This is a genomic window from Marinobacterium profundum, assembly GCF_001528745.1.
In the GTDB taxonomy this organism is placed as follows: Bacteria; Pseudomonadota; Gammaproteobacteria; order Pseudomonadales; family Balneatricaceae; genus Marinobacterium_A; species Marinobacterium_A profundum.
This window is the reverse complement of the sequence record NZ_BCNS01000032.1, coordinates 1-24,910: the sequence shown is the minus strand read 5'-3', so window position 1 is coordinate 24,910 and position 24,910 is coordinate 1. Positions and strand designations below refer to the sequence as shown.

Here is a 24,910-nt window from a genome sequence, read left to right as displayed (position 1 = left end):
GTTTCCTGTTGTGGTCAGTGGGCGGCGGAGGCCGATTGCTGCAGCTGCTTTTCGACCATCTGGCCGCTCATGGCCATGGACATCACGGCCATGCGCACGGCGATGCCGTTGGTCACCTGATCGAGAATCAGCGAGCGGGGGCCGTCGGCGATGGCGGATTCTATTTCGACGCCGCGGTTGATCGGGCCCGGGTGCATGACCACGGCGTCGGGACGGGCGTAGGCCAGCTTTTCGGTGGTCATGCCATAGAGCTTGTAGAACTCGGATTCGCTCGGCAGCAGGGCGCTGGTCATGCGTTCCTTTTGCAGGCGCAGCATCATGATGACATCGACATCTTTCAGCCCCTGGCGCATGTCGGTGAACACTTTCACGCCCATGGCTTCTATATGGCGCGGCAGCAGTGTCTTGGGGGCTATAACTCGGATTTCGCAGGCGCCCAGAGTACGCAGTGCATGGATTTGCGAGCGCGCTACACGGGAATGCAGAATGTCGCCAACAATGGCGAATTTCAGTGGCTCGAAACTGCCCTTGTGGCGGCGGATGGTCAGCATATCGAGCATGGCCTGAGTCGGGTGCGCATGGCGGCCATCGCCGGCATTGATCACAGCGACATGGGGTGTCACCTGGCTGGCGATAAAGTGAGCCGCGCCGCTGTCTGCGTGGCGTACCACAAACATGTCCGAATGCATGGCTTCCAGCGTCATCAAGGTGTCTTTCAGGGTTTCGCCCTTGGAGGTGGACGAAGTACTGATGTTGAGGTTCAGTACGTCGGCGGACAGGCGCTTGGCGGCGAGCTCAAAGGTGCTGAGGGTGCGAGTACTGGCTTCGAAGAACAGGTTGACTACAGTGCGGCCACGCAGCAGCGGCATTTTCTTGATCTGCTTGGCACCCATATCGACAAAGGAGTCAGCGGTATCGAGAATCTCGGTCAGCAGTTCGCGGGACAGGCCTTCGGTGGTCAGAAAATGGCGCAGCTGACCATTGCTGTTGAGCTGAATCCGGTTGGGATCGTTGTGTTCAAACATGATATGGGCCCGAATCAGGTACGTTGACGAATGGTGAGTTCCAGCGGCTGCGGGCCACTGAGCTTGACGACCTGATTGGGGCCCAGCACCAGGGTGCCGCCCACAACGTCGGCCTGCACCGGCAGTTCGCGGCGTTGCAGATCCAGCAGTGTCACCAGGATGACCGAAGCAGGACGGCCATAGTCGAACAGCTCATTGAGCGCCGCGCGCACGGTACGCCCGGACATGAGGACATCGTCCACCAGAATAATGTGGCGGCCTTCGGTGTCGCCCTGCAACTGGGATGGCTGCACGCTGGGGTTAAGGCCCTTCTTGGTGAAGTCGTCGCGGTAGAACGAAATATCCAGAATACCTATGGGTTCCTGCAGGGCGAGTTTTTGCTGCAGTCGCTCAGCCAGCCAGACGCCGCCGGTGCGGATACCCACGATCAGCGGATTGCTGATCTGGCGCTGCTCCAGAATGGATTTGAGTTGTATGGCCATGTTGTCGAGCAAGGCGTCGACACTAAGATTGTCCGATGTCATAGAGGTCCTCCAGTCGAGAGTGGCTGGGAATGCGTTGCTCGCTGGAAAACCAGCTTTCAAGAATCAGTTGTGCCGCTATGCCGTCCACCGATTCCTTCTTGTAATTGGTGCCGCCGCCGGCGGCGCGGTGAATCGCTTTGGCTTCACGTGTACTCAGGCGCTCATCCATCAGAAAGCTCGGCAGCTGGTAGCGTTCATGCATGCGGTTGGCAAACTTGCGTGCTCGCCGGGCCATGTCGCTGATGCTGCCATCCATGTTCAGAGGGATGCCAACCACCAGGGCGTCGGGAGACCATTCCTGCACTATACGGTCTATCTGATCCCAGTCGGGAATGCCGTCGCGTGCACTGACAGGTGCGATTGCGGTGGCGGTGGCGGTAAGGGTCTGGCCGACGGCGACGCCAATACGGGTGGTTCCGAAGTCGAAGGCTAATGCCTGTAGGCAGTCTGCGCTCATTAAATCCGCAATATTTGATGGCCCGGGGAGGCGGTGAGAGGGTCCGGCGCCCACAGGGGTGCGGGGTCAGAATCGCGCATCATTATAGCCAAGTTGGCGTAACAACTTAACAGCTGGTTGTGGGTTCAGCAGTATCGGGTTGCAGCTTGGGAGCTATGTGACTCAGGTGTGACCGACCTGAGCGGTGAGCAGATCCAGGTTGATACCCAGAGTCGAGGCGGCGGCATGCAGGCGTTGTTCGGCGGGCAGATTAAACAGTATATCGAGATTGGCCGGGCAGCTGAGCCAGGCGTTATCGCTGATTTCGCGTTCAAGTTGTCCGGCACCCCAGCCGGCATAACCCAGTGCGATCAGTGCATCCGGCGTGCCCTTGCCTGCGGCGATACTTTCGAGAATATCGATGGAGGTGGTCAGGCAGACTTCATTGGTCACCTGATAGGTGGCCAGCCATGGGCTGTCCTGGCAGCGGTGCAGCACGAAGCCGCGCTCGCCCTGAACCGGGCCGCCGGCGTAAATCTGGCGGTTATCCTTTACCGGCAGACTGTCTTCGGTGTCCAGGTGCTTGAGCAAAGCATCCAGGCGCAGGTCGAGTGGGCGGTTGATGACGATGCCCATGGCGCCGTACTCGCTGTGATCACAGATGTAGGTCACGGTATGCTCGAAATGGGCATCGTGCATGTGCGGCATCGAGATCAGAAACTGGTCGCGCAGACTGCTGGTCTTGAAAGACATTGGCGTACATCATTTGGGAGGTTCACCTAAAGGATTAGTACAGCCGGGTCTGATTCTCAAATTTCCAGGTCCGAATTAATTCAAGTTCATCGGTGGTTTTGCGCATTTCCACCGGAAAGGCAGGGAAGGGCGCCGCCAGCTGGACGATATGTACGGCAGCGTCATCGAGGACCTTGTAACCCGAAGATTGCAGTATCTCTATGTTCTTGACGCTGCCATCCGGCAGTATGGAGACCAGCAGCCGCAGACTGCCGTAAATGCCCTGCTTGCGGGCTTCTGAGGGGTAGTTGTCGTTGCCGGTACGTTCGATGTCACGGCGCCAGCTGTCCAGGTAAGCCGCATCAATGGCGCCTAGCGTAGAAGCCGCGGTGAGACGGCGAACCCTGGGTTTCCTGGAGAACTGCTCCTGTTGCAGGTCGAGCTGTGCCTGCAGGCTGGCAATCTCCAGACTGCGGGCCAGCAGCGAGGTCGAAACCCCAGGCGTCGGCGGCGGTGCAGCGGACTTGGCTGCTGCGGGCTGGCTGCTCTGCTTCTGTTTGGCGGGTGCTGTGGTGGTGACTACTTTTTGTGGCTTGGGGGTGGCTATTACGGGTTTGGGCTTGGCGATTTCGGGCGCCGGCACGGGTATTGGGACGGGCTGAGGTGTAATTTCTTTGGCTTCTGGCTGCGGCAGGCTTTGCTGTCTGGCCTGTTGCTGCTGTTCGTTACTGTGAAAGGGGGCGTCTTCGAGCGTCGAGGGCGCACGCTTGGTCTCGGCGGTGCCACTGCCCAGCTGATTGGCCTGGGCGATAAAGTCGGCTTCTTTTGGGGCTTCTACGGACTCGAAGCGTGCCAGGGTGATATCCAGCGTCTTGCGCGGCGGCTTGAATTCCGCCGTCGAGAAACTAATCCCCAGCAGCACTATGGCGTGTACTGTGATGGCCACGAAAAGGGTAAAACCAAACCGATCCATAAGGCCCACCGCCGGCGCAGGGCCGGTGGTAGTTGGGATTGCAGTGGTGAGTCTGTTCAAGCTGCGCCTCAGGCCTGTAGCTTGCGCTCAATGGCGTCCATCAACTGCATGCCTATGTCGAGCCCGAACTGGTTATCCAGTTCGCGGATGCAGGTTGGGCTGGTGACATTGATTTCGGTGAGGTAGTCACCAATGACATCCAGACCGACAAACAGCAAACCCTGCTCGCGCAGCGTGGGTCCGATCTGGTCGCAGATCCAGCGATCGCGGTCGGTCAGCTCGCGCCCTTCGCCGGAACCTCCAGCGGCCAGGTTGCCGCGGGTTTCGCCGGCCATGGGAATGCGTGCCAGAGCATAGGGCACGGGTTCACCGTCTACCATCAGGATGCGCTTGTCGCCCTGGGCTATTTCGGGCAGGTATTTCTGCGCCATTATGGTTTCGGTGCCGTATTTGGTCAGGGTCTCAATAATGACACCGAGGTTGACGCCATCGGGCTGGATGCGAAAGATCTGGCTGCCGCCCATGCCGTCCAGTGGCTTGAAGATGACATCGCCGTGCTCGGCGTGAAACTGGCGCAACAGATCATCGCGCCGCGTTACCAGTACCGGCGGGCAGCACTGCGGGAAGTGGGTGGCAAACAGTTTTTCGTTGAAGTCCCGCAGCCGCTGCGACGGGTTAACCACCAGGGTGCCCTGCTTCTCAGCCTGCTCCAGCAGGTAGGTGCTGTAGACAAACTCGTTGTTGAACGGCGGGTCCTTGCGCATCAGGATCACATCCAGATCCGCCAGCGGCCTGGTGGTGTATGCGCCACGGGTGAACCAGTTGTCCGGATCCATGGCCACGCGTAGTGGTGCCATGTCGGCCAGGGCCTGGCCATCGCGGGAGTAAAGGTGCTGCTGTTCCATGTAGTACAGCTCCCAGCCTTTCTGCTGGGCGGCCCAGAGCATGGCGAGGGAGCTGTCTTTCTTGAAATTGATGGACTCGATGGGGTCCATGACGATGCCAACCTTGATGGACATGCGCGGGTGCATCCTGTGTAAGCCTGTTGATAGGGCAAGTGTACCGATGGATGGCGGTGGCAGCCAGCACCGCCGACGATTCAGCTGGCGCTTAAATCACCCCAGTAACTTTGCAGTATGGCCTGGGCTACCACGGGTGCGGTTTCGGTGCGCAGTACCCGAGGCCCCAGCGCCACGGGCTTAAAGCCTGCGGCTATGGCGAGCTGCACCTCGGCTTCGGTCAGGCCGCCCTCCGGACCTATGAGCAGGGCTATGGACGACGGGCGGGGCAGGCCGCCCAGGGGGCTGGCGCTGTGGTGATGCAGCACCAGCTTAAGATCAGCCTGGACGCGGCTGACCCAGTGTTCCAGCGGTTCGGGGGCATCCAGTTGCGGCACTGTGCAGCGCAGGCTCTGTTCGCAGGCGCTGATGGCTACTTGCTGCCAGTGGCGCAGGCGCTTGTCCTGGCGTTCGCTCTTGAGCTTGACCTCGCAGCGCTCCGAAAACAGTGGCGTCATGCGTGCCATACCCAGCTCCGTGGCTTTCTGTACGGCATAATCCATGCGCTCACCACGGGACAGGGTCTGGCCTATATGTATCTGCAGCGCGCTGTCGCGTTGGGGTCTTTCCTGGCTGTCGATGCGTACCTGCAGGCTGCGCTTGTCGACTTCGGTCAGGGTGGCAAGGCACTCGCTGCCATCGCCATTAAATAACATGACCTGATCCCCCACTCGCATGCGCAGCGTACGGGCCAGGTGTTGCACGTTGTTGTCGCTCAGCAGCAGGGTATCGCCGGGGTTCATGGGCTGGGGTTCGTGGCAACGCGGAATACGCATCCGGCAGGGCTCCGTGGAGATTCGAAAGCGGGCATTATGCCACAAGCTGTGAATGGTGCTGCCCGATTCGGCGCTGCCCGCTAGCGAGCAGTGGGCACCGTTTGGGTGCGTTTGTGATGCAGAACTGGGAGCCTCGTGCGGGTGGGCGGGGGAGTGCTGGAAAGTTTGAAGTTGACTAAAAAGTCAGAAAGTAACAGGCTTTGCCATCGATTAAAGCGCGGTATCGTCGACTAATGGGCGGTGCGCGCAGAAGGTGGCACGGTGGTTGCTGTGCCAGAGTGACACCGCAGCGTCAGGGCGCGGCGCGGGGGCTGCGCATGAACTATTCTCAGTGCGCACCACCTGGTAACTCCATGATGGAAGACTTTATGACGACAGCACAACCGCAGCCCAGGCTGTCCTTGCGCAATATCAGCAAGCGCTTCCCCGGTGTTCTGGCCAATGATCGCGTGTGCCTGAATCTGTATCCGGGTGAGATTCACGCCATGCTGGGTGAGAACGGTGCCGGTAAAAGCACGCTGATGAAAATGATTTACGGCGTGATGAAACCCGATGAAGGTGAGATTTACTGGCAGGGGGGGGCGGTTGATATTGCTGAGCCCGCCCAGGCGAGAGCGCTTGGTATCGGCATGGTGTTCCAGCACTTTGCCCTGTTTGAAACCCTGACGGTGACGGAAAATATTGCTCTGAGTCTGCCGGCCCAGGAGGCTCGAGACCTGAAAGCGCTGGGTCGACGCATTCGGGAAGTATCCGAGCGTTACGGCATGGCGCTGGAGCCCGACCGGCTGGTGCATTCGCTGTCCATAGGCGCGCGCCAGCGGGTCGAAATCGTGCGCTGTCTGATCCAGGACATCAAACTGCTGATTCTGGATGAGCCCACTTCGGTACTGACGCCGCAGGAAGTGGAAGGCCTGTTTAAGACGCTGAATCAGCTCGCCGCAGAGGGCTGCAGCATTCTGTTTATCAGCCACAAGCTGAATGAAGTACGAGCCCTGTGTCACAACGCTACTATACTGCGCGGCGGTCGAGTCACCGGTGAATGCAAGCCGGTGGAGGAAAGCGCCCATAGCATCGCCCGCATGATGGTGGGGGAAGACACGCCCCTCAGTACGACCTATGAAAAGCGTGAAGGCGGCGATGACTTTCTGGTGGTGCGGGATCTGTCGCTCAAGAGTCTGGACCCATTCGGAACCCGGCTGAAAAACATCAACCTGCGGGTACGAAAGGGCGAAATTGTTGGCATTGCCGGTGTGGCGGGTAATGGTCAGGATGAGTTGCTGGCCGCACTCAGTGGCGAACGTCTGGGCGAGAATGCGGGTCAGATTTGCGTGCCGGCGGGACGCATTGCGCTGTTGCCACCCTTGCAGCGGCGTATTCAGGGGCTGGCATTTGTGCCGGAAGAACGCCTGGGGCGCGGTGCGGTACCGGACATGAGCCTGGCAGAAAATGGTCTGCTCACGGCCTTTGGTGCAGGTCTTGTGAAGAAAGGTCTGGTGAACTGGGGCCGGACGCGGGACTTTGCCCAGAGTATTGTTGATGATTTCAAGGTCAAGTGTAGCGGCATAGACGCCAGTGCCAAAAGCTTGTCGGGCGGCAATCTGCAGAAATTCATCATCGGCCGCGAGATCCGTCAGAAACCCTCCCTGCTGCTGGCCGCCCACCCGACCTGGGGTGTGGATATAGGCGCGGCCGTGGCGATTCACAAGGCGTTGATCGAACTGCGCGATGCCGGCACCGCCATTCTTATTGTTTCGGAGGATATCGACGAACTTTTCGAAATATCCGACCGTATCTGCGCCATCTGTCATGGCGAGCTGTCGCCGCTGAAGGCGGTGAGTGACACCAATATCGGTGAAGTGGGACGCTGGATGACCGGTGATTTTGATGTGGTGCAGGATGCTGGGCCAACGCAGGGAGAATCCCATGTTTAAAGTGGAAAAGCGGCCGGTCGAATCCCGCCTGATGGGGTATCTGTCGCCGGTACTGGCCGCAGTGCTGACACTGGTCTCGGGGGCTTTGCTGTTTCTGTTGCTGGGGCAAAGTCCGCTCGAGGGGCTTTACACCTTCTTTGTGATGCCACTCAGTGATCTGTACGGTCTGTCTGAGCTGGGGGTCAAGGCGGCACCTATTCTGCTCTGTGCCATGGGCCTGGCGGTCTGCTATCGCGCCAAGGTGTGGAATATAGGTGCCGAGGGGCAGTTGCTGTTCGGTGCCCTGATCGGCAGCTGGGCGGCGCTGCAGCTGTTGCAGGTTGAGGGTGCCTGGGTGCTGCCGCTGGTGCTGCTGGCGGGTGCACTGGGGGGCATGTTCTGGGGGCTGATCCCGGCGCTGTTGCGTACCCACTTCAATACCAACGAGATTCTTACCACCATCATGCTCAACTACATCGCACTCAATGTTCTCTTGTACGGTGTGCATGGTCCGCTGAAAGATCCCGATGGCTACAACTTCCCGGAATCCGCGCTCTTTTCGGAGTCGACCCTGCTGCCCACCCTGCTGGACGGTACCCGGGTGCATATAGGCGTGCTCTTCGCGCTGCTGGCGGTGGCGGTGGTCTGGGTGTTGCTGAGTCGTACCTTTATTGGCTTTCAGATCCGAGTGCTGGGTCTGGATTCGAGGGCGGCCCATTATGCTGGCTATAACGAAAAGCGTCTGGTGATCTTCGTACTGATGCTGTGCGGTGGTCTGGCCGGGCTTGCCGGTGTGCTTGAAGTCACAGGCCCCATAGGTCAGCTGGTGCCGCAGGTATCGCCGGGCTACGGCTATGCGGCCATTATCGTGGCCTTTCTGGGGCGGCTGCACCCGGTGGGTATCCTGCTGGCCAGCCTGCTGATGGCGCTGGTCTATATGGGTGGCGAGATGGTGCAGATCGAGCTGGGTCTGCCCCAGGCGCTGACGGGGCTCTTCCAGGGCATGTTGCTGCTGTATCTGCTGGCATGCGACTTCCTGATTCACTACCGCATTCGTCTGGGTGGTCGTGCAACTGCCAGCGTTGCCGCCCCTGTGTCCGAAGGAGCCTGACCGCCATGGATATCGATTTTATTATCAATGTACTCTACGCCATGATCCGCACCGGTACGCCGCTGCTGATAGTCGCGCTGGGCGAACTGGTCTGCGAGCGTTCCGGTGTGCTGAACCTGGGACAGGAAGGCATGATGCTGGTGGGCGCGGTCTGTGGCTTTATTGTTGCCGCAACCACCGGCAGCCTGTTTCTGGGTGTGCTGGCAGCGATGCTGGCGGGCTGCCTGATGGCCTTGCTGTTTGGCCTGGTGGCACTGGGGCTGAGTGCGACCCAGGTGGCAACCGGGCTGGCGCTGACCATTCTGGGAGCGGGCCTCAGTGCCTTTATAGGTGAGAGTTTTGTCGGCCAGACAGTGCTGGGCTTCAAGGCGCTGCCCATTCCGCTGCTGAGCGAGATTCCACTGCTCGGGCCCTTGCTGTTCAATCATGATGTGCTGGTGTATTTGTCCTTCGGGCTCTTTGCCGGCGTGATCTGGTTTCTGCGCAGTACCCGGGCCGGCCTTATGCTAAAGGCTATCGGCGAAACGCCGGAGTCGGCCACGGCGGTAGGGCTGCCGGTGATGCGGGTGCGCTATCTGGCGGTGCTGTTTGGTGGTGCCATGGCGGGATTGGCGGGTGGCTATCTGTCGCTGGCCTATACTCCGCTCTGGGCCGAGGGCATGACGGCGGGGCGTGGCTGGATAGCGCTGGCGCTGGTGGTCTTTGCCAGCTGGCGTGCCGAGCGGGTGATGTTCGGTGCCTACCTGTTTGGCCTGGCGAGTATTCTGCATCTTATAGTGCAGGGCATGGGCGTGAGTATTTCGTCCAACCTGCTGGCCATGCTGCCCTATGTCGTGACCATCCTGGTACTGGTGCTGCTGTCGAGCGACAAGGCCAGGGTTCGACTGTATGCGCCCATGTCCCTGGGCAAGCCTTTTCATCGAACTCAGTAGAGCGCCAAGCAGGCAATTTGGGTCGAGTTGATGCAAGCGTTCAACAAAAGCGGTTAATAACAGCAGGAGAGTGGAATTTATGGCAATGCAATTGGGAGCTTTGGTTCGTGCCGCGTCGACGGTATTGCTGGCAACGGCAGTATCAGCTGCTGCGCTGGCGCAGGAACCGCTGAAGGTGGGTTTCGTCTATATAGGCCCCACCGGTGACGCGGGCTACACCTATGCCCATGACAAGGGCCGCAAATACATGGAGGAACAGCTGGGCGATCAGGTCACCTCAACCTACGTCGAGAACGTCGCTGAAGGTGCGGATTCCGAACGCGTGATTCGTCAGCTGGCGAAAAGCGGCAATGAGCTGATTTTCACCACCTCCTTTGGCTACATGAACCCGACCCTGAAAGTGGCCAAGCAGTTTCCCAAGGTGGCCTTTGAGCATGCAACTGGCTACAAACGTTCTGCCAATGTCGGTACCTATATGGGCCGCATTTATGAGTCGCGTTACCTCACTGGGGTGATTGCCGGCAAGATGACCAAAAGTAATGTGGTGGGCTATGTCGGCTCATTCCCGATTCCTGAAGTGGTCCGCGGCATTAATGCCTTCACCCAGGGGCTGCGCAGTGTGAACCCCGATGCCACTGTGAAGGTGGTCTGGGTTAGCTCCTGGTACGATCCGGCGAAAGAGCTGGAAGCGGCGGAAAGTCTGATTCTGCAGGGCGCCGACGTTATCAGTCAGCACACGGATTCAGCGGGCCCGATCCAGGCGGCTGAAGCCAAGGGTGTCTACGCTTTCGGTTACAACTCCGACATGTCGCTCTACGGCAAGAATGCACACCTGAGTGCGGCTGTGTTCAATTGGGGACCACTGTACGAAGCCAAAGCCCGTGCTGTCATCGATGGCAGCTGGAAGGCAGAGGATGTCTGGCTGGGTCTGGCGGCAGGCTATGTGGATATCGCCCCCATGAACGATGCGGTACCGGCCGATGTACAGCAGCTGGTGATGGATCTCAAGCAGCAGATTGTCGATGGCAAGCTCCATCCTTTCGCCGGTCCTCTGACGAATCAGGCAGGGGAGATAGTGGTGGCAGAGGGTGAAGTACTGGCCGACAAGGAAATGCTGTCCATGGGCTATTACGTCCAGGGCGTTGAAGGCGAATTACCCAAGTAACCGAAATAACCACCAGGGATGGTGGAAATCCTGAAAACGCAGGACGCGGTTTTCAGGGAACCACCAGGGATGGTGGGAATGCAGTTTTTGCAGGAGCAAAAAACTGCCCTGCGCCCGCGGCATACGACCACCAGGGATGGTGGGAATGCAGGCTATGCAGGAGTAATCGTCTGCCGTTCATCCTGAACATTGCCGCTCATGCACATGACCGCCAGGGATGGCGGGAATGCAGTTTTTGCAGGAGCAAAAAAATGCCCTGCGCACGCGGCATACGACCACCAGGGATGGTGGGAATGCAGGCTATGCAGGAGTAATCGTCTGCCGTTCATCCTGAACATTGCCGCTCATGCGCATCCCTGCGCACGCGGCATACCGTTCGTCCTGAACATAAAAAAGGCTGCCTGATGGCAGCCTTTTGCGTTGTGGAGTGAGCGGAGGTCAGGCTGAGAGTGCTTCGCTAGCGCTCAAGTGGTCGTAGCCCAGGGCTTGTGCGACAGCCTCGCAGGTAATGCGGCCGCGATGTACGTTGAGGCCGTTACGCAGATGCGAGTCGTCCTGCAGTGCCTGCTGGTAGCCCTTGCTGGCCAGCGCAATAACGTAGGGCAGGGTGGCATTGGTGAGGGCGAAGGTGGAGGTGCGGGCCACACCGCCTGGCATATTGGCGACGCAGTAGTGCACTATGCCATCGACCTCGTAGGTTGGCGCCTGGTGGGTGGTGGCTTTCGAGGTTTCGAAGCAGCCGCCCTGATCGATGGCGACATCCACCATCACGGCACCGGGGCGCATCAGTTTGAGCATCTCGCGGGTGACGAGCTTGGGCGCAGCCGCACCCGGAATCAGTACGGCACCGATCACCAGATCCGCCTCGGACACGCAGGACTCCAGCGCGTCGGCGGTGGAGTAAAGCGTTTTCATCGCCGGACCATAAAGGTTGTCCAGTTCCTTGAGGCGGGCCAATGAACGGTCGAGTACCGTGACTTCAGCGCCCTGTCCGATAGCCATACGAGCGGCATGGGTGCCGACGACACCGCCACCAATCACTACCACCTTGGCCGGGGCAACGCCAGGCACACCGCCGAGCAGGGTGCCGTTGCCACCCTGGGCTTTTTCCAGCGCGTGGGCGCCGGCCTGGATCGACATTCGGCCTGCGACTTCGCTCATGGGAGCCAGTAGCGGCAGGCCACCGCGGTCATCGGTGACGGTCTCGTAGGCGATGGCAATGGCTCTGGATTCGACCAGTAGCTCGGTCTGTTGTGGGTCGGGGGCCAGGTGCAGGTAAGTGAAGAGGATCTGGCCGTCGCGCAGCATGCGACACTCCTCGGGCTGAGGTTCCTTGACCTTGATGATCATGCCGGCGCGCTCGAATATCTCGGGTGCGCTGGCAACAATCTCAGCCCCTGCCGCGCTGTACTGCTCGTCGGTCAGGCCTATGGCGGTGCCGCCGTCCTGCTGTATCAGTACAGCATGTCCCTGGCCGACCAGTTCGCGCACGCCGGCGGGGGTCATGCCGATGCGGTATTCGTGGTTCTTGATTTCCTTGGGTACGCCAATAATCATTTTTATTCTCCTGCGTCCGATGGGGGTTTATTCCATGCTAGGGCAGAAGGGTCGAGAAATGTGTTTGATATTTTATGAATCACGAAAATTTATCCTGATAAATCATGAATTATCAGGAATATACGTTTTTGCGCTGCGGTAGCGGCGAGGGGCAATCCGGCTGCGAAACAGTGCCTGGGTACGGCGCCTGCCCGCGGCTGTCCTGGGCTCGGAAGGGGGGGGGCTGCAAGCATGCTGCACTTGCGGCGAGGGGTGGGCGTTGTTAGCGGGAAGCGTTGTGTTCATACGAAACAGGCTGCCCGAAGGCAGCCTGTTTGACCAAGCCCGGTGGCTTAATCAGATACCGGCGTCGGCGCGCAGCGCTTCGGCCTTGTCTGTACGTTCCCAGGTGAAAGCGGTGAAGGTATCGTTGCCCACTGTCATCTCGTAGGGGTCGCGACCGAAGTGACCGTAGGCCGCAGTGGCCAGGTACATAGGGTGCAGCAGGTCGAGCATGCGGGTGATGGCAAACGGACGCAGGTCGAAGTGTGCGTTTATCAGCTTGATGATCTTGTCATCGGAGATCTTGCCGGTGCCGAAGGTATTGATGGCAACAGACGTTGGCTCTGCCACGCCTATGGCGTAGGACACCTGAATCTCGCAGCGATCGGCCAGGCCCGCAGCCACAATGTTCTTGGCGACGTAGCGGCTGGCATAGGCGGCGGAGCGGTCAACCTTGGACGGATCCTTGCCAGAGAAGGCGCCGCCACCGTGACGGGCCATGCCGCCGTAGGTGTCAACGATGATCTTGCGTCCGGTCAGGCCACAATCGCCTACCGGGCCGCCGATAACGAACTTGCCGGTTGGGTTAATGTGGAACTTGGTGTCCTTGCTAATCCATTCGGCGGGCAGCACGTGCTTGATGATCAGTTCCATCACCGCTTCACGCAGGTCGTTCTGGTGAACTTCCGGGTTGTGCTGGGTCGAGAGTACAACAGCGTCTATACCGCAGGGCTTGCCGTTTTCGTAACGGAATGTGACCTGGGACTTGGCATCCGGACGCAGCCAGGGCAGCAGGCCCGAACGGCGCGCTTCGGCCTGGCGTTCAACCAGACGGTGGGCGTAGGTGATCGGAGCCGGCATCAGTACATCGGTGTCATTGGAGGCATAGCCGAACATCAGGCCCTGGTCGCCGGCACCCTGATCTTCGGGGCGTGAGCGGTCAACGCCCTGGGCGATATCGATGGACTGCTTGCCGATGATGTTGATCACACCACAGGTTTCGCCATCGTAGCCGACATCGGAGGAGGTGTAGCCGATCTTGCAGATTACGTCACGGACGAGTTTCTCCAGATCGATCCAGGCATTGGTGCTGATCTCGCCGGAAACGATGGCAACACCCGTCTTGACCATGGTTTCGCAGGCCACGCGGGCGTACTTGTCTTCTGCAATGATGGCATCAAGTACTGCGTCGGAAATCTGGTCCGCAATCTTGTCTGGATGGCCTTCAGACACGGATTCGGAAGTGAACAAGCCGTATTCGCTCATCTGCGTTATGCATCCTCTTTTCAGGGGTCTATCTAACAAGGTACCCGTGCCAGACCGGCCAGGCGATTTCATAATTGCGCGCATTTTACCGGCGATGGATGCAAAATGCATGACGAATGCCGGCGTTTTTAATGAAAATTTCCCTAATTCAGATGAAATTACCTCATTCAGGTACAAAAAAGATCGATTCCCATTTGATGCCGGAGGGCAACTAAGCGAAAATTACGCCTTTCAAATTTTCAGTCCTCCACACTCTTACTTGTTCGGGTCAAAAACCCAGGAGTTGTTTTAATGTCCTCTCGCAGAGAACTTGCCAACGCCATTCGTGCGCTGAGTATGGATGCCGTCCAGAAAGCGAAGTCCGGCCACCCCGGAGCGCCCATGGGTATGGCGGATATCGCCGAAGTGCTTTGGAACGACTTCCTGAAACATAGCCCCACCAACCCGCAGTGGTTCGATCGCGACCGCTTTGTGCTGTCTAACGGTCACGGCTCCATGCTGGTTTACTCGCTGCTGCACCTGAGCGGCTACGACGTCAGCATCGACGACATTAAAAACTTCCGTCAGCTGCACTCCAAGACCGCCGGTCACCCTGAATACGGTTACTGCCCGGGTGTTGAAACCACCACAGGCCCGCTGGGTCAGGGCGTTTCCAATGCCGTGGGCTTTGCCATTGCCGAGAAGACGCTGGCGGCGCAGTTCAACCGCGACGGCCACGACATCATCGATCACTACACCTACACCTTCATGGGCGATGGCTGCATGATGGAAGGTATCTCCCACGAATCCTGCGCTCTGGCCGGTACTCTGGGTCTGGGCAAGCTGATCGCGTTCTGGGATGACAACGGCATCTCCATTGATGGCGAAGTGGAAGGCTGGTTTACCGACGACACGCCCAAGCGTTTCGAAGCCTATGGCTGGCAGGTTATCGCCGGCGTTGATGGCCACGATGCTGATCAGATCCGTGCCGCCATCGAGCAGGCTCAGGAGAACAGCACTCAGCCGACGCTGATCTGCTGCAAGACCATCATCGGTTTTGGCTCCCCCAACAAGGAAGGCAAGGAAGACTGCCACGGCGCACCACTGGGCGACGACGAAATTGCTCTGACCCGTGCACGTCTGGGCTGGACCCATGGCCCCTTCGAAGTACCGCAGGATATCTATGACGACTGGGATGCCCGCGCGTCCGGCAGCCAAGATGAAAACGAGTGGAATGCGCGCTTTGCCAGCTATCGTGCCGAGTTCCCGGAACTGGCTGATCAGCTGCTGCGTCGCATCAGTGGCGATCTGCCGGCGGATTTCTCCGCCCAGGCTGATGCCTGGATTCAGGCCGTGGCCGACAAGGGCGACACTATTGCCTCGCGCAAGGCGTCCCAGAATGCTCTGAACGCATTTGGCCCCATGCTGCCTGAACTGCTCGGCGGCTCGGCGGATCTGGCCGGCTCCAATCTGACGCTTTGGTCCGGCGCCAAGGGTATTGGGCGTGAAGATGCCAGCGGCAACTACCTGTTCTACGGCGTGCGCGAGTTCGGCATGTCGGCCATCATGAATGGCCTGGCCCTGCACGGTGGCTTTGTTCCCTACGGCGCCACTTTCCTGGTGTTCATGGAATATGCTCGCAATGCCCTGCGCATGGCGGCTCTGATGAAGCAGCGTGTGATCCACGTTTACACCCACGACTCCATAGGTCTGGGCGAAGACGGCCCGACGCACCAGCCGGTGGAGCAGATCTCCAACCTGCGTCATACCCCCAACATGAGCCTGTGGCGGCCCTGCGATGCAGTTGAATCCGCCGTCGCCTGGAAGTGTGCGCTGGAGCGTACCGATGGCCCGAGTGCACTGATTTTCTCGCGTCAGAACCTGCCGCATCAGGCCCGCAGCGCCGAGCAGCTGGCAAACGTTGCCAAGGGTGGCTATATCCTGCGCGACTGCGTCGGTCAGCCGGAAGCTATACTGATTGCCACCGGTTCCGAAATCGGTCTGGCGATGGATGCCGCTGAAGTCCTGAGCAAGGAAGGCAAGCAGGTACGGGTGGTGTCCATGCCATCCACCGATCGTTTTGAAGCCCAGGACGCCGCCTATCGCGAGTCGGTTCTGCCGGCTCAGGTCAGCGCCCGTGTGGCGGTAGAAGCGGCCCAGGCCGATTACTGGTACAAGTACGTGGGCCTGAACGGCGCTATCGTCGGCATGCGCAGCTTCGGCGAATCGGCCCCGGCCGGTGAGCTGTTCAAGTACTTTGGCTTTACCGTCGAAAATGTCGTCGACACTGTAAAATCGATCCTTTAATGGTTTCAGGGCCGGCTTTTGCCGGCCTTGCCTTTGGCGTCGGATGTCGATGAAATATCGCGTTGCAATCAACGGTTACGGCCGAATCGGGCAGTGTGTGCTGCGCGCTATCTATGAGTGCGGCTTTCGCCGTGACTTCGAGGTGGTGGCACTGAACGAGCTGGCGGATATCGAGACGGTCAGTTACCTGACGCGCTACGACACCACCCATGGGCGTTTTCCGTTGCCGGTGTCCCATGATGGCAAGGATTTGCTGATTGATGGCGACCGGATTCGGGTACTTAACGAGCCCGACCCGCGCAATCTGCCCTGGCGTGAGCTCAAGGTGGACCTGGTGCTGGAGTGCTCCGGTGCCTTCAAGGATCGCCACAGTGCCGAGCTGCATCTGGCGAAGGGTGCGGGCCGGCTGCTGTTTTCACAGCCGGCGACGGCCGAGGTGGATGCCACCATCGTTTACGGACTGAATCAGCAGTTGCTGCGGGCGTCCCATACGATAGTGTCGGCGGCCTCCTGCACCACTAACTGTGTGGTGCCGGTGCTGGATCTGCTGGATCGCGAGTTTGGCATTGTGAATGGCGTTACCACGACCATTCACTCGGCCATGAACGACCAGCCAGTGATCGACAGTTATCACCAGACGGATCTGCGCCTGACGCGCAGCGCGCTGCAGTCGATTATCCCGGTAGATACAGGCCTTGGGCGCGGTATTGATCGTTTGTTGCCGCATCTGGAAGGGCGCTTTGAATGTCTGCATCTGCGGGTGCCGACCATCAATGTCTCGGCCATGGATCTGACGGTCAATGTGCGGCGTGAAACTTCGGTTGAGGAGGTTAATGCCCTGATGCGAGCCAGCGCCAATGGCGCTCTGCAGGGATTGTTGGGTTATACCAACGAAGCCCATGCATCTGTGGACTTTAACCGTGATCCACGCTCCGGCGTGTTTGACGCCACCCAGACCCGGGTCAGCGGCGGCACCATGCTGAAGATGCTGTGCTGGTTCGACAACGAATGGGGCTTTGCCAATCGTATGATGGATGTCGCGCGCTACTGGCTTAATCGACGGGACTAACGGGTTTACTGCTTTTAAATTTCACAAGCATAGGTAGGACACTCAATGAGCGTACTGAAAATGACAGAGCTTGATCTGGCCGGTAAGCGGGTCCTGATCAGGGAAGATCTTAATGTGCCGGTCAAGGACGGCCAGGTCACTTCGGATGCCCGCATCCGTGCGGCGCTGCCGAGCCTGGAGCTTGCGCTCAAGGCCGGTGCCAAAGTCATGGTGATGTCTCACCTGGGCCGTCCGACCGAAGGCGAATATGACGAGCAGTACTCCCTGGCGCCGGTTGCGGCTCACCTGGGCAAGTTGCTGGGTCGCGAGGTTCCGCTGATCAGGGATTGGACCGAGGGTGGCTTCAGTGTGGGCGAAGGCGAGTTGGTGCTGCTTGAGAACGTGCGCTTCAATGTCGGTGAGAAAAAAGACGATGAAGCCCTGTCGCGCAAGATGGCTGCGCTCTGTGATGTCTATGTGATGGATGCCTTTGGCACCGCACACCGCGCCCAGGCTTCAACCCACGGTGTTGCCCGCTTTGCCACCCAGGCCTGCGCCGGCCCGCTGCTGGCCGGTGAGCTGGATGCGCTGGGCAAGGCGCTGCTGAACCCTGCACGTCCACTGGTGGCCATCGTTGGGGGCTCCAAGGTTTCGACCAAGCTGGAAGTACTGAATTCGCTGTCCGACAAGGTGGATCAGCTGATCGTGGGTGGTGGTATCGCCAATACCTTCCTGGCCGCTGCCGGCAAGCCGGTGGGCAAGTCACTGTGCGAGCATGACCTGCTTCCTATCGCCAAGGCGCTGATGGAGCGAGTTTCCATTCCGCTGCCGGTGGATGTGGTGGTGGCGACCGAGTTCGCCGAAACCGCAACCGCGACGGTCAAGCTGGTGGACGATGTGGCCGCCGATGACATGATTCTGGATATAGGTCCGCAGTCTGCCGCGGCACTGGCCGAATTGCTCAAGAGCGCCGGTACCATCATCTGGAACGGTCCGGTTGGCGTGTTCGAGTTCGACCAGTTTGGCGAGGGTACCAAAACCCTGTCTCTGGCGATTGCGCAAAGCCCGGCCTTTTCCATTGCCGGTGGTGGTGACACCCTGGCGGCGGTCGACAAGTACGGTATCGCCGATCAGGTGTCCTACATCTCTACCGGTGGCGGTGCTTTCCTCGAATTTGTCGAAGGCAAGGTATTGCCGGCCGTGGCGATGCTGGAATCGCGCAGTTAGCAGTCTGTCGGGCTTTTTCGCAGTAGATCAGTGGTAAGCCCGACAGGCTGCCGGAGTTAACTGAGCGGGCTGACGCACTGATGTGTCAGCCACAGACCCGGCACAAGTCGGGTATTGAATTGAATCCGGGTTGCCGCCACCGGCGCCAACCCCATGAACTGAATTTAAGGGTGACCTAATGGCTCTCATCTCCATGCGTCAGCTGCTGGATCATGCCGCCGAAGTCGGCTATGGCATTCCAGCTTTTAACGTTAACAACCTGGAACAGATGCGCGCCATCATGGAAGCGGCTGCCAAGACCGACTCTCCGGTGATTGTGCAGGCCTCTGCCGGTGCCCGCAAATATGCCGGCTCCAATTTCCTGCGCCACATGATTCTGGCCGCGATCGAGGAGTTCCCCCATATTCCGGTGTGCATGCACCAGGACCATGGCACTTCGCCGGCCATCTGCCAGCGCTCCATTGCCATGGGCTTCTCGTCCGTGATGATGGACGGCTCTCTTGGCGAAGACGGCAAAACGCCGACCAGCTACGAGTACAACGTCGAAGTAACTCGCCGTACCGTTGAAATGGCCCACGCCTGTGGCGTTTCCGTGGAAGGTGAACTTGGCTGCCTGGGCTCGCTGGAAACCGGCCAGGCCGGCGAAGAAGACGGTATCGGTGCCGAAGGTATTCTGACCCACGATCAGATGCTGACCGATCCGGATGAGGCGGCTGATTTTGTCAGCAAAACCAACGTTGATGCCCTGGCAATTGCCTGCGGCACCTCCCACGGCGCTTACAAGTTCAGCCGTCCGCCTACCGGCGACATCCTGGACATCAACCGCATCAAGGCAATCCATCAGCGCATTCCAGGCACACACCTGGTCATGCACGGATCTTCGTCGGTTCCCCAGGAATGGCTGGCGGTGATCAACGAGTTCGGTGGCGAGATTCCGGAAACCTACGGTGTGCCGGTCGAGCAGATCGTTGAAGGCATCAAGCACGGCGTTCGCAAGGTCAATATAGATACCGACCTGCGTCTGGCATCCACCGGTGCTGTGCGTCGCTTCCTGGCGCAGAACCCGTCCGAGTTTGACCCGCGCAAATTCCTCAAGGCGACCATGACTGCCATGAGCGATATCTGCGAAGCCCGCTTCGAAGCTTTCGGAACCGCTGGCAATGCCAGCAAACTGCGTGCTATTTCGCTGGAAGATATGGCGACCCGCTATGATCGCGGCGAGCTGAATGCCAAGGTGAACTAAGTCATTAGGCACTGAAAAAGGCGACCTTAGGGTCGCCTTTTTGCGTTATGGCCTTCTGGTCACGATTAATCTGAGAACAGCATGGGGGCGGTGTCAGAGCAGAGCGTGAATACCGAGCATGAGATTGAACTCCGGGGTCTTCATATTGGACAGGGTGATGGTTTTTGCCACATTGTGGTGCATGAATATCGCCAGCGGGATAGCGGTCAATAATAAAGTTGAATGATTGCTCAAAATATCTATAAATCACGAAACAATTTAAAAGACTGGAAGTCAGATATTGGCGAGTGAGCTTAACGTTCACACGGCAGTCATTTCTTAATATATCAAGGAGTCCCCATTGACGACTGACACAGGTACGACAACCCTTTGTGGAGCAAGCAGCGAAACAAATATCACCCAAGTGCAATTTCTGGTCATGTCGGCTTTGCTTGGTGCCTTGGTGGGTGTCTTGTTTATTTTCGTTCAGCCCTGGTTTGGCATGGATACGCTGACAAGCCGTCATGCCGCGCTCTATCAGCAGCTCGGTGGCTGGAGTGCGGTCCCTGCGCTGGTTATTGCATGGCTGGCCCATTCGGCCGTGTCCGTGTTTTACGGTGTGTTGAGCGGTATTTTGATTCTGAAAACCCAGCGCTTGCCATTGGTTGCGTTCTTTACTCTGGCGTTCTCCTGGGTAACTACCGTGATAGCGCCGCCTGCGAACGCCCTTATAGTGCAGCTGGTGTCTTTCCAGCGTATTGATGTAGGCAAATTGCCGGGTCTGAACTTTGATCTAGATGTAAAATTTGTGCTGCATCTGGTGTTTTTTGCCGCCATTGTCCTTGGGTTATTTGCCTACCAGAGGAAATCCGGCACCGCTGAAGTTTCCCGGTAGTTGCGTTTTTCCTGGTGTGATGACGGCGGCGAATTGAGTTGCTGAGTGACAGAATCCGCTGGCAATAAAAAGGCGACCTTAGGGTCGCCTTTTCGCGCTATTGGGTCTGAGCCTTAATGGGCCAGGGCCTGGCGCCTTTTCAGGGCCCAGTAGGCGCAGGTGAAATAGATCAGGGTGCCAATGAAACCCAGGTTGTAGAACAGCTCGCGGTTGGCTTCATAGGCGATCATGTCCGGGCTGCGCAACAGGGTATTACACGCCAGCACCAGGGTAACCAGCAGGCTGGCCCAGGACGCCCGGTGCAACCACTGGGTCAAGCTTGAAGTGTCCTGTGGCTGTACCGTGGCGGTGGCAGCCTGCTGGATATGGTGGGCCTCGACCTCGCGGTCAAAGGCTTGCAGTTCCGCTTCCTGCTGCGGATACTTTTGCGCGGCACCGTACTGACTGGCCAGCAGGGTGTAGAGCAGAATCGTAAAGAACCAGGTCGGGATGAACAGGTAGTAGAACGACATCACATCCAGTGCGTTCAGGCCCAAGGCAAAGGCCAGGCCTGCTGCCCAGGACACCACCGCCGGCGTGCTATGGGTGAGCTTGAGGTAGCTGACCCAGTAGCGCGTCAGACCGACGCGGGGAAACACAAAGTGTTCGGCAAATACGATGGCGCCCACAGGGATTACCAGCAGACCGGCATAAGTCAGTAGTGGCAGCATCTTGGTAAACACGAAGGGAAAGCAGGCGACAACGACGGTCACAAGGCCCACGGCCAGTGTTGTCTGGCGGCGTGACCGGGCCTGAAAGATGGCCTGAGCGGCCAAGCCTGCACGGTAGAGGTTGGCGTTGGCGGTGGTCCAGCCGGCAATGATGACGATAACAAACCCTGACAGGCCCAGAGCCTGAAAGGCTACATCACCGGGATCAAGGGTCACTATCGAGGTTTTCAGAATCACCGCGGTGCCAGCCCCCATGATGCCCGCTGCAATCCAGGCGACGTAGTGGCCGAACAGCATGCCGGAACTGGTGCACAGGCCGTATGTCTTGCGCTTGGCGAAACGGAACAGGGCCATATCGATCAGGCCGAAATGGGTAATAGTATTGGCCGCCCAGGCGAAGCCGATGACTTCCATCAGACCGATTCCCGCCTCGCCCTCGGCGTTCACACCGGTCCATATGGACTGACTGCCTATCTGAATAAAGTCCTGCAAGCCCTGCAGTGTGGTGTATCCCAGCACCGCTTCAGCCAGGGGGGGCAGCATGATCAGGGCGCCGCTGGTGAACATCACGAAGAGCCAGGGTGCACAAATACTGGAGAAGTTGGACAGGGCATTGAAGCCATACATGGCGACCAGAACCACTATGGCGCCGACGGCCAGCACTATCATCACAAACCAGGCGTTGGTCGGATACCAGTTTAGCTGTGCCGGGATATCGAACAGGAACCGTACAGCCGTTGATGACACCGTGATCATCGCGGCCGAAATCACGGTAAAGATAATGACGTTGGCCCAGTTATAGAGCCTTGTCATGGTGCCACCGGCAATCTTGTGCAGGTAGGTATAGAGGCTGAGCCTCGTTTCAACGGCGATAGGCGCGGTAATCAGGGTCCAGCTCAGCAGCGCCAGGATATTGCCGATCAGCAATCCCAGCAGGATATCCATGGTTTTGGCGCCCAGTGCCACGAAGGTTGCACCTATCACAAACTCGGTTGCGGCTACGTGCTCGCCGGCATACAAGCCCAGGAAATGTTTCCAGCCGTGCAGTTTGTGTGGTGGAACGGGCAATTGCTCTTCATGCATGCTACCGACGCGGCTGGTCGGTATTGCGGTTTTCATGTCCATGACGTTGCTTCTTGTCTTCTTAATAACCGGAGTTGATTAAATGAATGCCCGTAGCCAACACAGCTTGCAGGCAGAGTCTGCCAGCAAGTCGTTATTTGACTGCAGGGGCTGTGGATAAAGTGATTCCTTGGATGAAACATTTATTCCCTGTGACTATCTCCAGTGTTGATACTCAGTGGATATGTTCAGGGAGCTATTAACCTGGTGGACAAATAGGTTCCCTCCCTATTTGTCCGTCACGCCAGAACTCTTTAGCCTAAAAGAATGGGCGCAAGTGTATGGACTTGCTGGCCTTCTTGGGGGCGAAGAGGTGACGTTCGCATTGGCCTGCGGCCAATGATGAAGCATCCCTGCTTCATGTATTAACCCGCCGGGTTAATAATACGAGCCGGTATTTTTTCGCTGGTGGCAGATCACTGATCACAACTGCGCCCACCAGGGTTACTGGCGGGCGCAGGGCAGAAAACAACGGTTTTCTGTGGCTGGGCAGGGGTCCGCGTCGGTGCGAATCAGTGCCCGGCTATCGAGGCTTTACCAACGCAAGTGACGTTGATTCAGAGGCAGCAAGTTCCGGAATCAGGCGACCTGGTCGAGTCCGTCGATTGTTGCGGCAACTCCCTGTTTTTCGAGCTGCTTTAGTGCAGTCTCAAAAGCAGAAACCAGCGCAGCAGATGCACCTAGCTGAGTGCCGAAAATATCTTCCAGCCCCAGGAAACGTGTGCTCAATCCGTCCCGTTCCTGGCAGGCTGACAGCAGCATGTCGGCGAGTGGATCTTCCACCTTGTAGTCAGCGCCGGGCGCTTGGGCCTGGTGCAGATAGAGAGCCCAGCCGGCCAGAATCAGAGCAAAGCGGTGTGCTGGCGCCCCCGCTTCGAGGCGTTCTTCCAGAGTACCCAGGATGAATTTGGGGATCTTGCTGGAGCCGTCCATGCACAGACGGGCCAGCTGGTCACCGATGCGCGGGTTGGCGAAGCGCTCGATCAGGGTGTCCTTGTACTGATCCAGGCTGATGCCTTCGATAGTGCCAAGGGTTGGGGTGACATCCAGATCCATAAAGCTGCGGATAAAGCCGCTCAGGCGGGTGTCCTGCATCACTTCGTGGCTGTAGCGGTAACCCATCAGATAGCCCAGATAGCTCATGGCAGAGTGGCTGGCGTTGAGCAGGCGCATTTTCATCTGCTCATAGGGTGCTACATCGGCGGTAAACTGCACGCCGACGTTTTCCCAGGCCGGGCGGCCGTTGCAGAAGTCATCTTCCATGACCCACTGCAGAAAGGGTTCGCAGACTACGGGCCAGGCATCGTCAATGGCGGCAAAATTACGCAGCAGATCCTTGTGGGCGCTGGTGGTGATGGGCGTAATACGATCGACCATGCTGTTGGGGAAGCTGGCGTTGTCGGCAATCCAGTCGGCCAGTACCTGGTCGTGGCGTGCGGCAAAGCTCAGCAGCGCGTGGCGCGCCTTGTCACCATTGTGGGGCAGGTTGTCGCAGGACATCAGGGTGAAGGCCGGCAGACCACGTTCACGGCGTGTTGCCAGGGCAGTGGTGAGGTAACCGAACACACTGCGCGGTGACTGTGGGTTAGCCAGGTCATGCACAATATCAGCGTGGTCAAAATTGAATTCGCCGCTGTGATCATCCAGCAGATAACCGCCCTCGGTAATGGTGAGGGAGACAATACGGGTCTGGGGCGAGGCCAGTTTTTCCAGCACGGCTGCGGGGCTGTCCGGTGCAAACAGGTAGTCGCTGATAGCGCCTATGACTTCGACGCGCGGGTGCTCGGACTGACCCAGCTCCATCAGGCTGTAGAGGTAATCCTGCTCGCGCAGAACCTGCGCCATGGCACGATCGCTCTCGCGCAGGCCTATACCGCAGATACCCCAGTTCTGATCCTGCGTCAGACGCAGAAATCGCTCTGTATAGACGGCCTCATGGGCACGGTGAAAGCCGCCCACACCAATATGCACTATACCGTGGCCCAGGGCCTGGCGTGGATAGGTGGGGTGCGCTATGTGTTCGCCCAGCTGAGCGATAGTGGCATTGTTGAGTTTCACAGGAATCACCAGGGATTTATCAGAGCGTCGCTGGCCGCGATAACAGGGAGGGCGGGCAGGGGCGCAGGGGGTTGCGATAAAAAACCGCTGGGCCTGGCGAACCAGGCGCAGCGGGTGGCAGACGCCAAAACTTGTAAGGGTATCGCTGACTCAGGCAGCCTGGGCTGGAGTGCGCGGGCGCGGGATGGTCTTGCCATCGGCATCGAACAGGTGCGCCTGGGTCAGGTCCGGGATCAGGGCTGCATTCTGGCCGTAGTCTGCGCTGAAATCTCCCGGCGCACGCACGGTCATCATTTCGCCATTGCCCAGCTTGATGTAGCAGTAGGTATCGGCACCCAGGTGTTCGGTTACGTCCAGGCGGACCTTGAACGGGCTGGCATCGCTGGCGACCACTTCGATATGCTCGGGGCGGATGCCCATGGTGATGTCATCACCGATCTTGAGGTTGGTGCTCTGGTGCGGCAGCTGATATTCCGGGCCGCATTCCAGGGCTACTGTCACGTCGCTGCTGCTGACCGCGCTGACTTTGCCTTTGAGGAAGGCCATTTTCGGCGTGCCGATAAAGCCTGCCACGAACTGGTTCACCGGGTGGTGATAGAGTTCCAGCGGCGAGCCG

21 protein-coding genes are annotated in these 24,910 nt (G+C 58.6%); 9 read left to right on the top strand and 12 right to left on the bottom strand.

Translation table 11 applies throughout. From position 1 onward, the window contains the following. Nucleotides 1–14: 14 nt before the first annotated feature. The 7 genes from MPRO_RS02225 to MPRO_RS02195 form a co-directional block, all read right to left on the bottom strand. Complete coding sequence (locus tag MPRO_RS02225) at nt 15–1,025, bottom strand: aspartate carbamoyltransferase catalytic subunit (protein WP_067286421.1); 1,011 nt, start codon at nt 1,023–1,025, stop codon at nt 15–17. Between the two features lie 14 nt (nt 1,026–1,039). Then, nucleotides 1,040–1,549: a bifunctional pyr operon transcriptional regulator/uracil phosphoribosyltransferase PyrR gene (pyrR, locus tag MPRO_RS02220; RefSeq protein WP_067286419.1), complete on the bottom strand. Its 510-nt coding sequence runs from the start codon at nt 1,547–1,549 to the stop codon at nt 1,040–1,042. Continuing rightward, the gene (gene ruvX / locus MPRO_RS02215) at nt 1,530–2,006 is read right to left on the bottom strand and encodes a Holliday junction resolvase RuvX (protein ID WP_067286418.1); all 477 of its coding nucleotides are present in this window, start codon (nt 2,004–2,006) and stop codon (nt 1,530–1,532) included. The genes pyrR and ruvX overlap by 20 nt, the downstream gene beginning before the upstream one ends. A 162-nt stretch (nt 2,007–2,168) precedes the next feature. Further along, entirely contained in the window at nt 2,169–2,738 is a 570-nt protein-coding gene (locus tag MPRO_RS02210) for a YqgE/AlgH family protein (RefSeq protein WP_067286416.1), read from the bottom strand. Between the two features lie 34 nt (nt 2,739–2,772). Further along, nucleotides 2,773–3,750 (bottom strand): energy transducer TonB, encoded by a 978-nt coding sequence (locus MPRO_RS02205; protein ID WP_245635010.1) that lies wholly within the window; start codon nt 3,748–3,750, stop codon nt 2,773–2,775. Nucleotides 3,751–3,758: 8 nt separating this feature from the next. After that, complete coding sequence (gshB, locus tag MPRO_RS02200) at nt 3,759–4,709, bottom strand: glutathione synthase (RefSeq protein ID WP_067286412.1); 951 nt, start codon at nt 4,707–4,709, stop codon at nt 3,759–3,761. An 80-nt stretch (nt 4,710–4,789) separates the two neighbouring features. After that, nucleotides 4,790–5,524 (bottom strand): 16S rRNA (uracil(1498)-N(3))-methyltransferase, encoded by a 735-nt coding sequence (locus MPRO_RS02195; protein WP_067286410.1) that lies wholly within the window; start codon nt 5,522–5,524, stop codon nt 4,790–4,792. Nucleotides 5,525–5,892: 368 nt separating this feature from the next. Here MPRO_RS02195 and MPRO_RS02190 point away from each other — a divergent pair, with 368 nt between their 5' ends. From MPRO_RS02190 to MPRO_RS02175, 4 genes are all read left to right on the top strand, one after another. Next, nucleotides 5,893–7,455 carry an ABC transporter ATP-binding protein gene (locus tag MPRO_RS02190; protein WP_067286559.1) on the top strand — a complete coding sequence of 521 codons (1,563 nt, stop codon included), beginning with the start codon at nt 5,893–5,895 and terminating at the stop codon, nt 7,453–7,455. Next, a complete protein-coding gene (locus tag MPRO_RS02185) occupies nt 7,448–8,545 on the top strand; it encodes an ABC transporter permease (RefSeq protein WP_067286408.1) in 1,098 nt (365 codons plus the stop codon). The genes MPRO_RS02190 and MPRO_RS02185 overlap by 8 nt, the downstream gene beginning before the upstream one ends. 5 nt (nt 8,546–8,550) lie before the next feature. Further along, on the top strand, nt 8,551–9,477 hold the full coding sequence (locus tag MPRO_RS02180) for an ABC transporter permease (protein ID WP_067286406.1): 927 nt from the start codon (nt 8,551–8,553) through the stop codon (nt 9,475–9,477). A gap of 79 nt (nt 9,478–9,556) precedes the next feature. Continuing rightward, nucleotides 9,557–10,642, top strand: a complete 1,086-nt coding sequence (locus MPRO_RS02175; RefSeq protein WP_067286404.1) for a BMP family ABC transporter substrate-binding protein — start codon at nt 9,557–9,559, stop codon at nt 10,640–10,642. Nucleotides 10,643–11,080: 438 nt separating this feature from the next. Here the strand turns inward: MPRO_RS02175 and ald are convergent, their stop codons facing one another. Both ald and metK read right to left on the bottom strand, forming a co-directional pair. Next, on the bottom strand, nt 11,081–12,199 hold the full coding sequence (gene ald, locus MPRO_RS02170) for an alanine dehydrogenase (protein ID WP_067286402.1): 1,119 nt from the start codon (nt 12,197–12,199) through the stop codon (nt 11,081–11,083). A gap of 336 nt (nt 12,200–12,535) precedes the next feature. Then, on the bottom strand, nt 12,536–13,726 hold the full coding sequence (gene metK, locus MPRO_RS02165) for a methionine adenosyltransferase (protein ID WP_067286400.1): 1,191 nt from the start codon (nt 13,724–13,726) through the stop codon (nt 12,536–12,538). A gap of 291 nt (nt 13,727–14,017) precedes the next feature. On the opposite strand from metK, the gene tkt reads away from it, so the two are divergent. From tkt to MPRO_RS02135, 5 genes are all read left to right on the top strand, one after another. Further along, nucleotides 14,018–16,012 (top strand): transketolase, encoded by a 1,995-nt coding sequence (gene tkt / locus MPRO_RS02155; protein WP_067286396.1) that lies wholly within the window; start codon nt 14,018–14,020, stop codon nt 16,010–16,012. Between the two features lie 49 nt (nt 16,013–16,061). Beyond that, nucleotides 16,062–17,081, top strand: coding sequence for a type I glyceraldehyde-3-phosphate dehydrogenase (locus tag MPRO_RS02150; protein ID WP_067286394.1), 1,020 nt, complete (start codon nt 16,062–16,064; stop codon nt 17,079–17,081). 45 nt (nt 17,082–17,126) lie between these two features. Continuing rightward, on the top strand, nt 17,127–18,287 hold the full coding sequence (locus MPRO_RS02145; RefSeq protein ID WP_067286392.1) for a phosphoglycerate kinase: 1,161 nt from the start codon (nt 17,127–17,129) through the stop codon (nt 18,285–18,287). A gap of 178 nt (nt 18,288–18,465) precedes the next feature. After that, on the top strand, nt 18,466–19,530 hold the full coding sequence (fba, locus tag MPRO_RS02140; RefSeq protein WP_067286390.1) for a class II fructose-bisphosphate aldolase: 1,065 nt from the start codon (nt 18,466–18,468) through the stop codon (nt 19,528–19,530). A 418-nt stretch (nt 19,531–19,948) separates the two neighbouring features. Further along, on the top strand, nt 19,949–20,404 hold the full coding sequence (locus tag MPRO_RS02135) for a hypothetical protein (protein WP_067286388.1): 456 nt from the start codon (nt 19,949–19,951) through the stop codon (nt 20,402–20,404). Nucleotides 20,405–20,517: 113 nt separating this feature from the next. Here MPRO_RS02135 and MPRO_RS02130 read toward each other — a convergent pair whose 3' ends face one another. The 3 genes from MPRO_RS02130 to MPRO_RS02120 form a co-directional block, all read right to left on the bottom strand. Beyond that, nucleotides 20,518–22,239, bottom strand: a complete 1,722-nt coding sequence (locus MPRO_RS02130) for a purine-cytosine permease family protein (protein WP_216821215.1) — start codon at nt 22,237–22,239, stop codon at nt 20,518–20,520. Between the two features lie 576 nt (nt 22,240–22,815). Next, a complete protein-coding gene (locus tag MPRO_RS02125) occupies nt 22,816–24,294 on the bottom strand; it encodes a mannitol dehydrogenase family protein (RefSeq protein ID WP_067286386.1) in 1,479 nt (492 codons plus the stop codon). A 150-nt stretch (nt 24,295–24,444) separates the two neighbouring features. After that, the coding region (locus MPRO_RS02120) for a TOBE domain-containing protein (RefSeq protein WP_158651720.1) at nt 24,445–24,910 on the bottom strand (466 nt) is incomplete at its 5' end.

Coding starts and splice junctions, on each gene's coding strand:
- pyrR (WP_067286419.1), bottom strand. CDS start 1,549: ATGACATCGGACAATCTTAGTGTCGACGCCTTGCTCGACAACATGGCC.
- MPRO_RS02175 (WP_067286404.1), top strand. CDS start 9,557: ATGGCAATGCAATTGGGAGCTTTGGTTCGTGCCGCGTCGACGGTATTG.
- MPRO_RS02135 (WP_067286388.1), top strand. CDS start 19,949: ATGTCGGCTTTGCTTGGTGCCTTGGTGGGTGTCTTGTTTATTTTCGTT.
- MPRO_RS02180 (WP_067286406.1), top strand. CDS start 8,551: ATGGATATCGATTTTATTATCAATGTACTCTACGCCATGATCCGCACC.
- MPRO_RS02150 (WP_067286394.1), top strand. CDS start 16,062: ATGAAATATCGCGTTGCAATCAACGGTTACGGCCGAATCGGGCAGTGT.
- MPRO_RS02190 (WP_067286559.1), top strand. CDS start 5,893: ATGACGACAGCACAACCGCAGCCCAGGCTGTCCTTGCGCAATATCAGC.
- gshB (WP_067286412.1), bottom strand. CDS start 4,709: ATGTCCATCAAGGTTGGCATCGTCATGGACCCCATCGAGTCCATCAAT.
- MPRO_RS02130 (WP_216821215.1), bottom strand. CDS start 22,239: ATGGACATGAAAACCGCAATACCGACCAGCCGCGTCGGTAGCATGCAT.
- metK (WP_067286400.1), bottom strand. CDS start 13,726: ATGAGCGAATACGGCTTGTTCACTTCCGAATCCGTGTCTGAAGGCCAT.
- tkt (WP_067286396.1), top strand. CDS start 14,018: ATGTCCTCTCGCAGAGAACTTGCCAACGCCATTCGTGCGCTGAGTATG.
- MPRO_RS02225 (WP_067286421.1), bottom strand. CDS start 1,025: ATGTTTGAACACAACGATCCCAACCGGATTCAGCTCAACAGCAATGGT.
- ruvX (WP_067286418.1), bottom strand. CDS start 2,006: ATGAGCGCAGACTGCCTACAGGCATTAGCCTTCGACTTCGGAACCACC.
- MPRO_RS02185 (WP_067286408.1), top strand. CDS start 7,448: ATGTTTAAAGTGGAAAAGCGGCCGGTCGAATCCCGCCTGATGGGGTAT.
- MPRO_RS02210 (WP_067286416.1), bottom strand. CDS start 2,738: ATGTCTTTCAAGACCAGCAGTCTGCGCGACCAGTTTCTGATCTCGATG.
- MPRO_RS02145 (WP_067286392.1), top strand. CDS start 17,127: ATGAGCGTACTGAAAATGACAGAGCTTGATCTGGCCGGTAAGCGGGTC.
- fba (WP_067286390.1), top strand. CDS start 18,466: ATGGCTCTCATCTCCATGCGTCAGCTGCTGGATCATGCCGCCGAAGTC.
- MPRO_RS02195 (WP_067286410.1), bottom strand. CDS start 5,524: ATGCGTATTCCGCGTTGCCACGAACCCCAGCCCATGAACCCCGGCGAT.
- ald (WP_067286402.1), bottom strand. CDS start 12,199: ATGATTATTGGCGTACCCAAGGAAATCAAGAACCACGAATACCGCATC.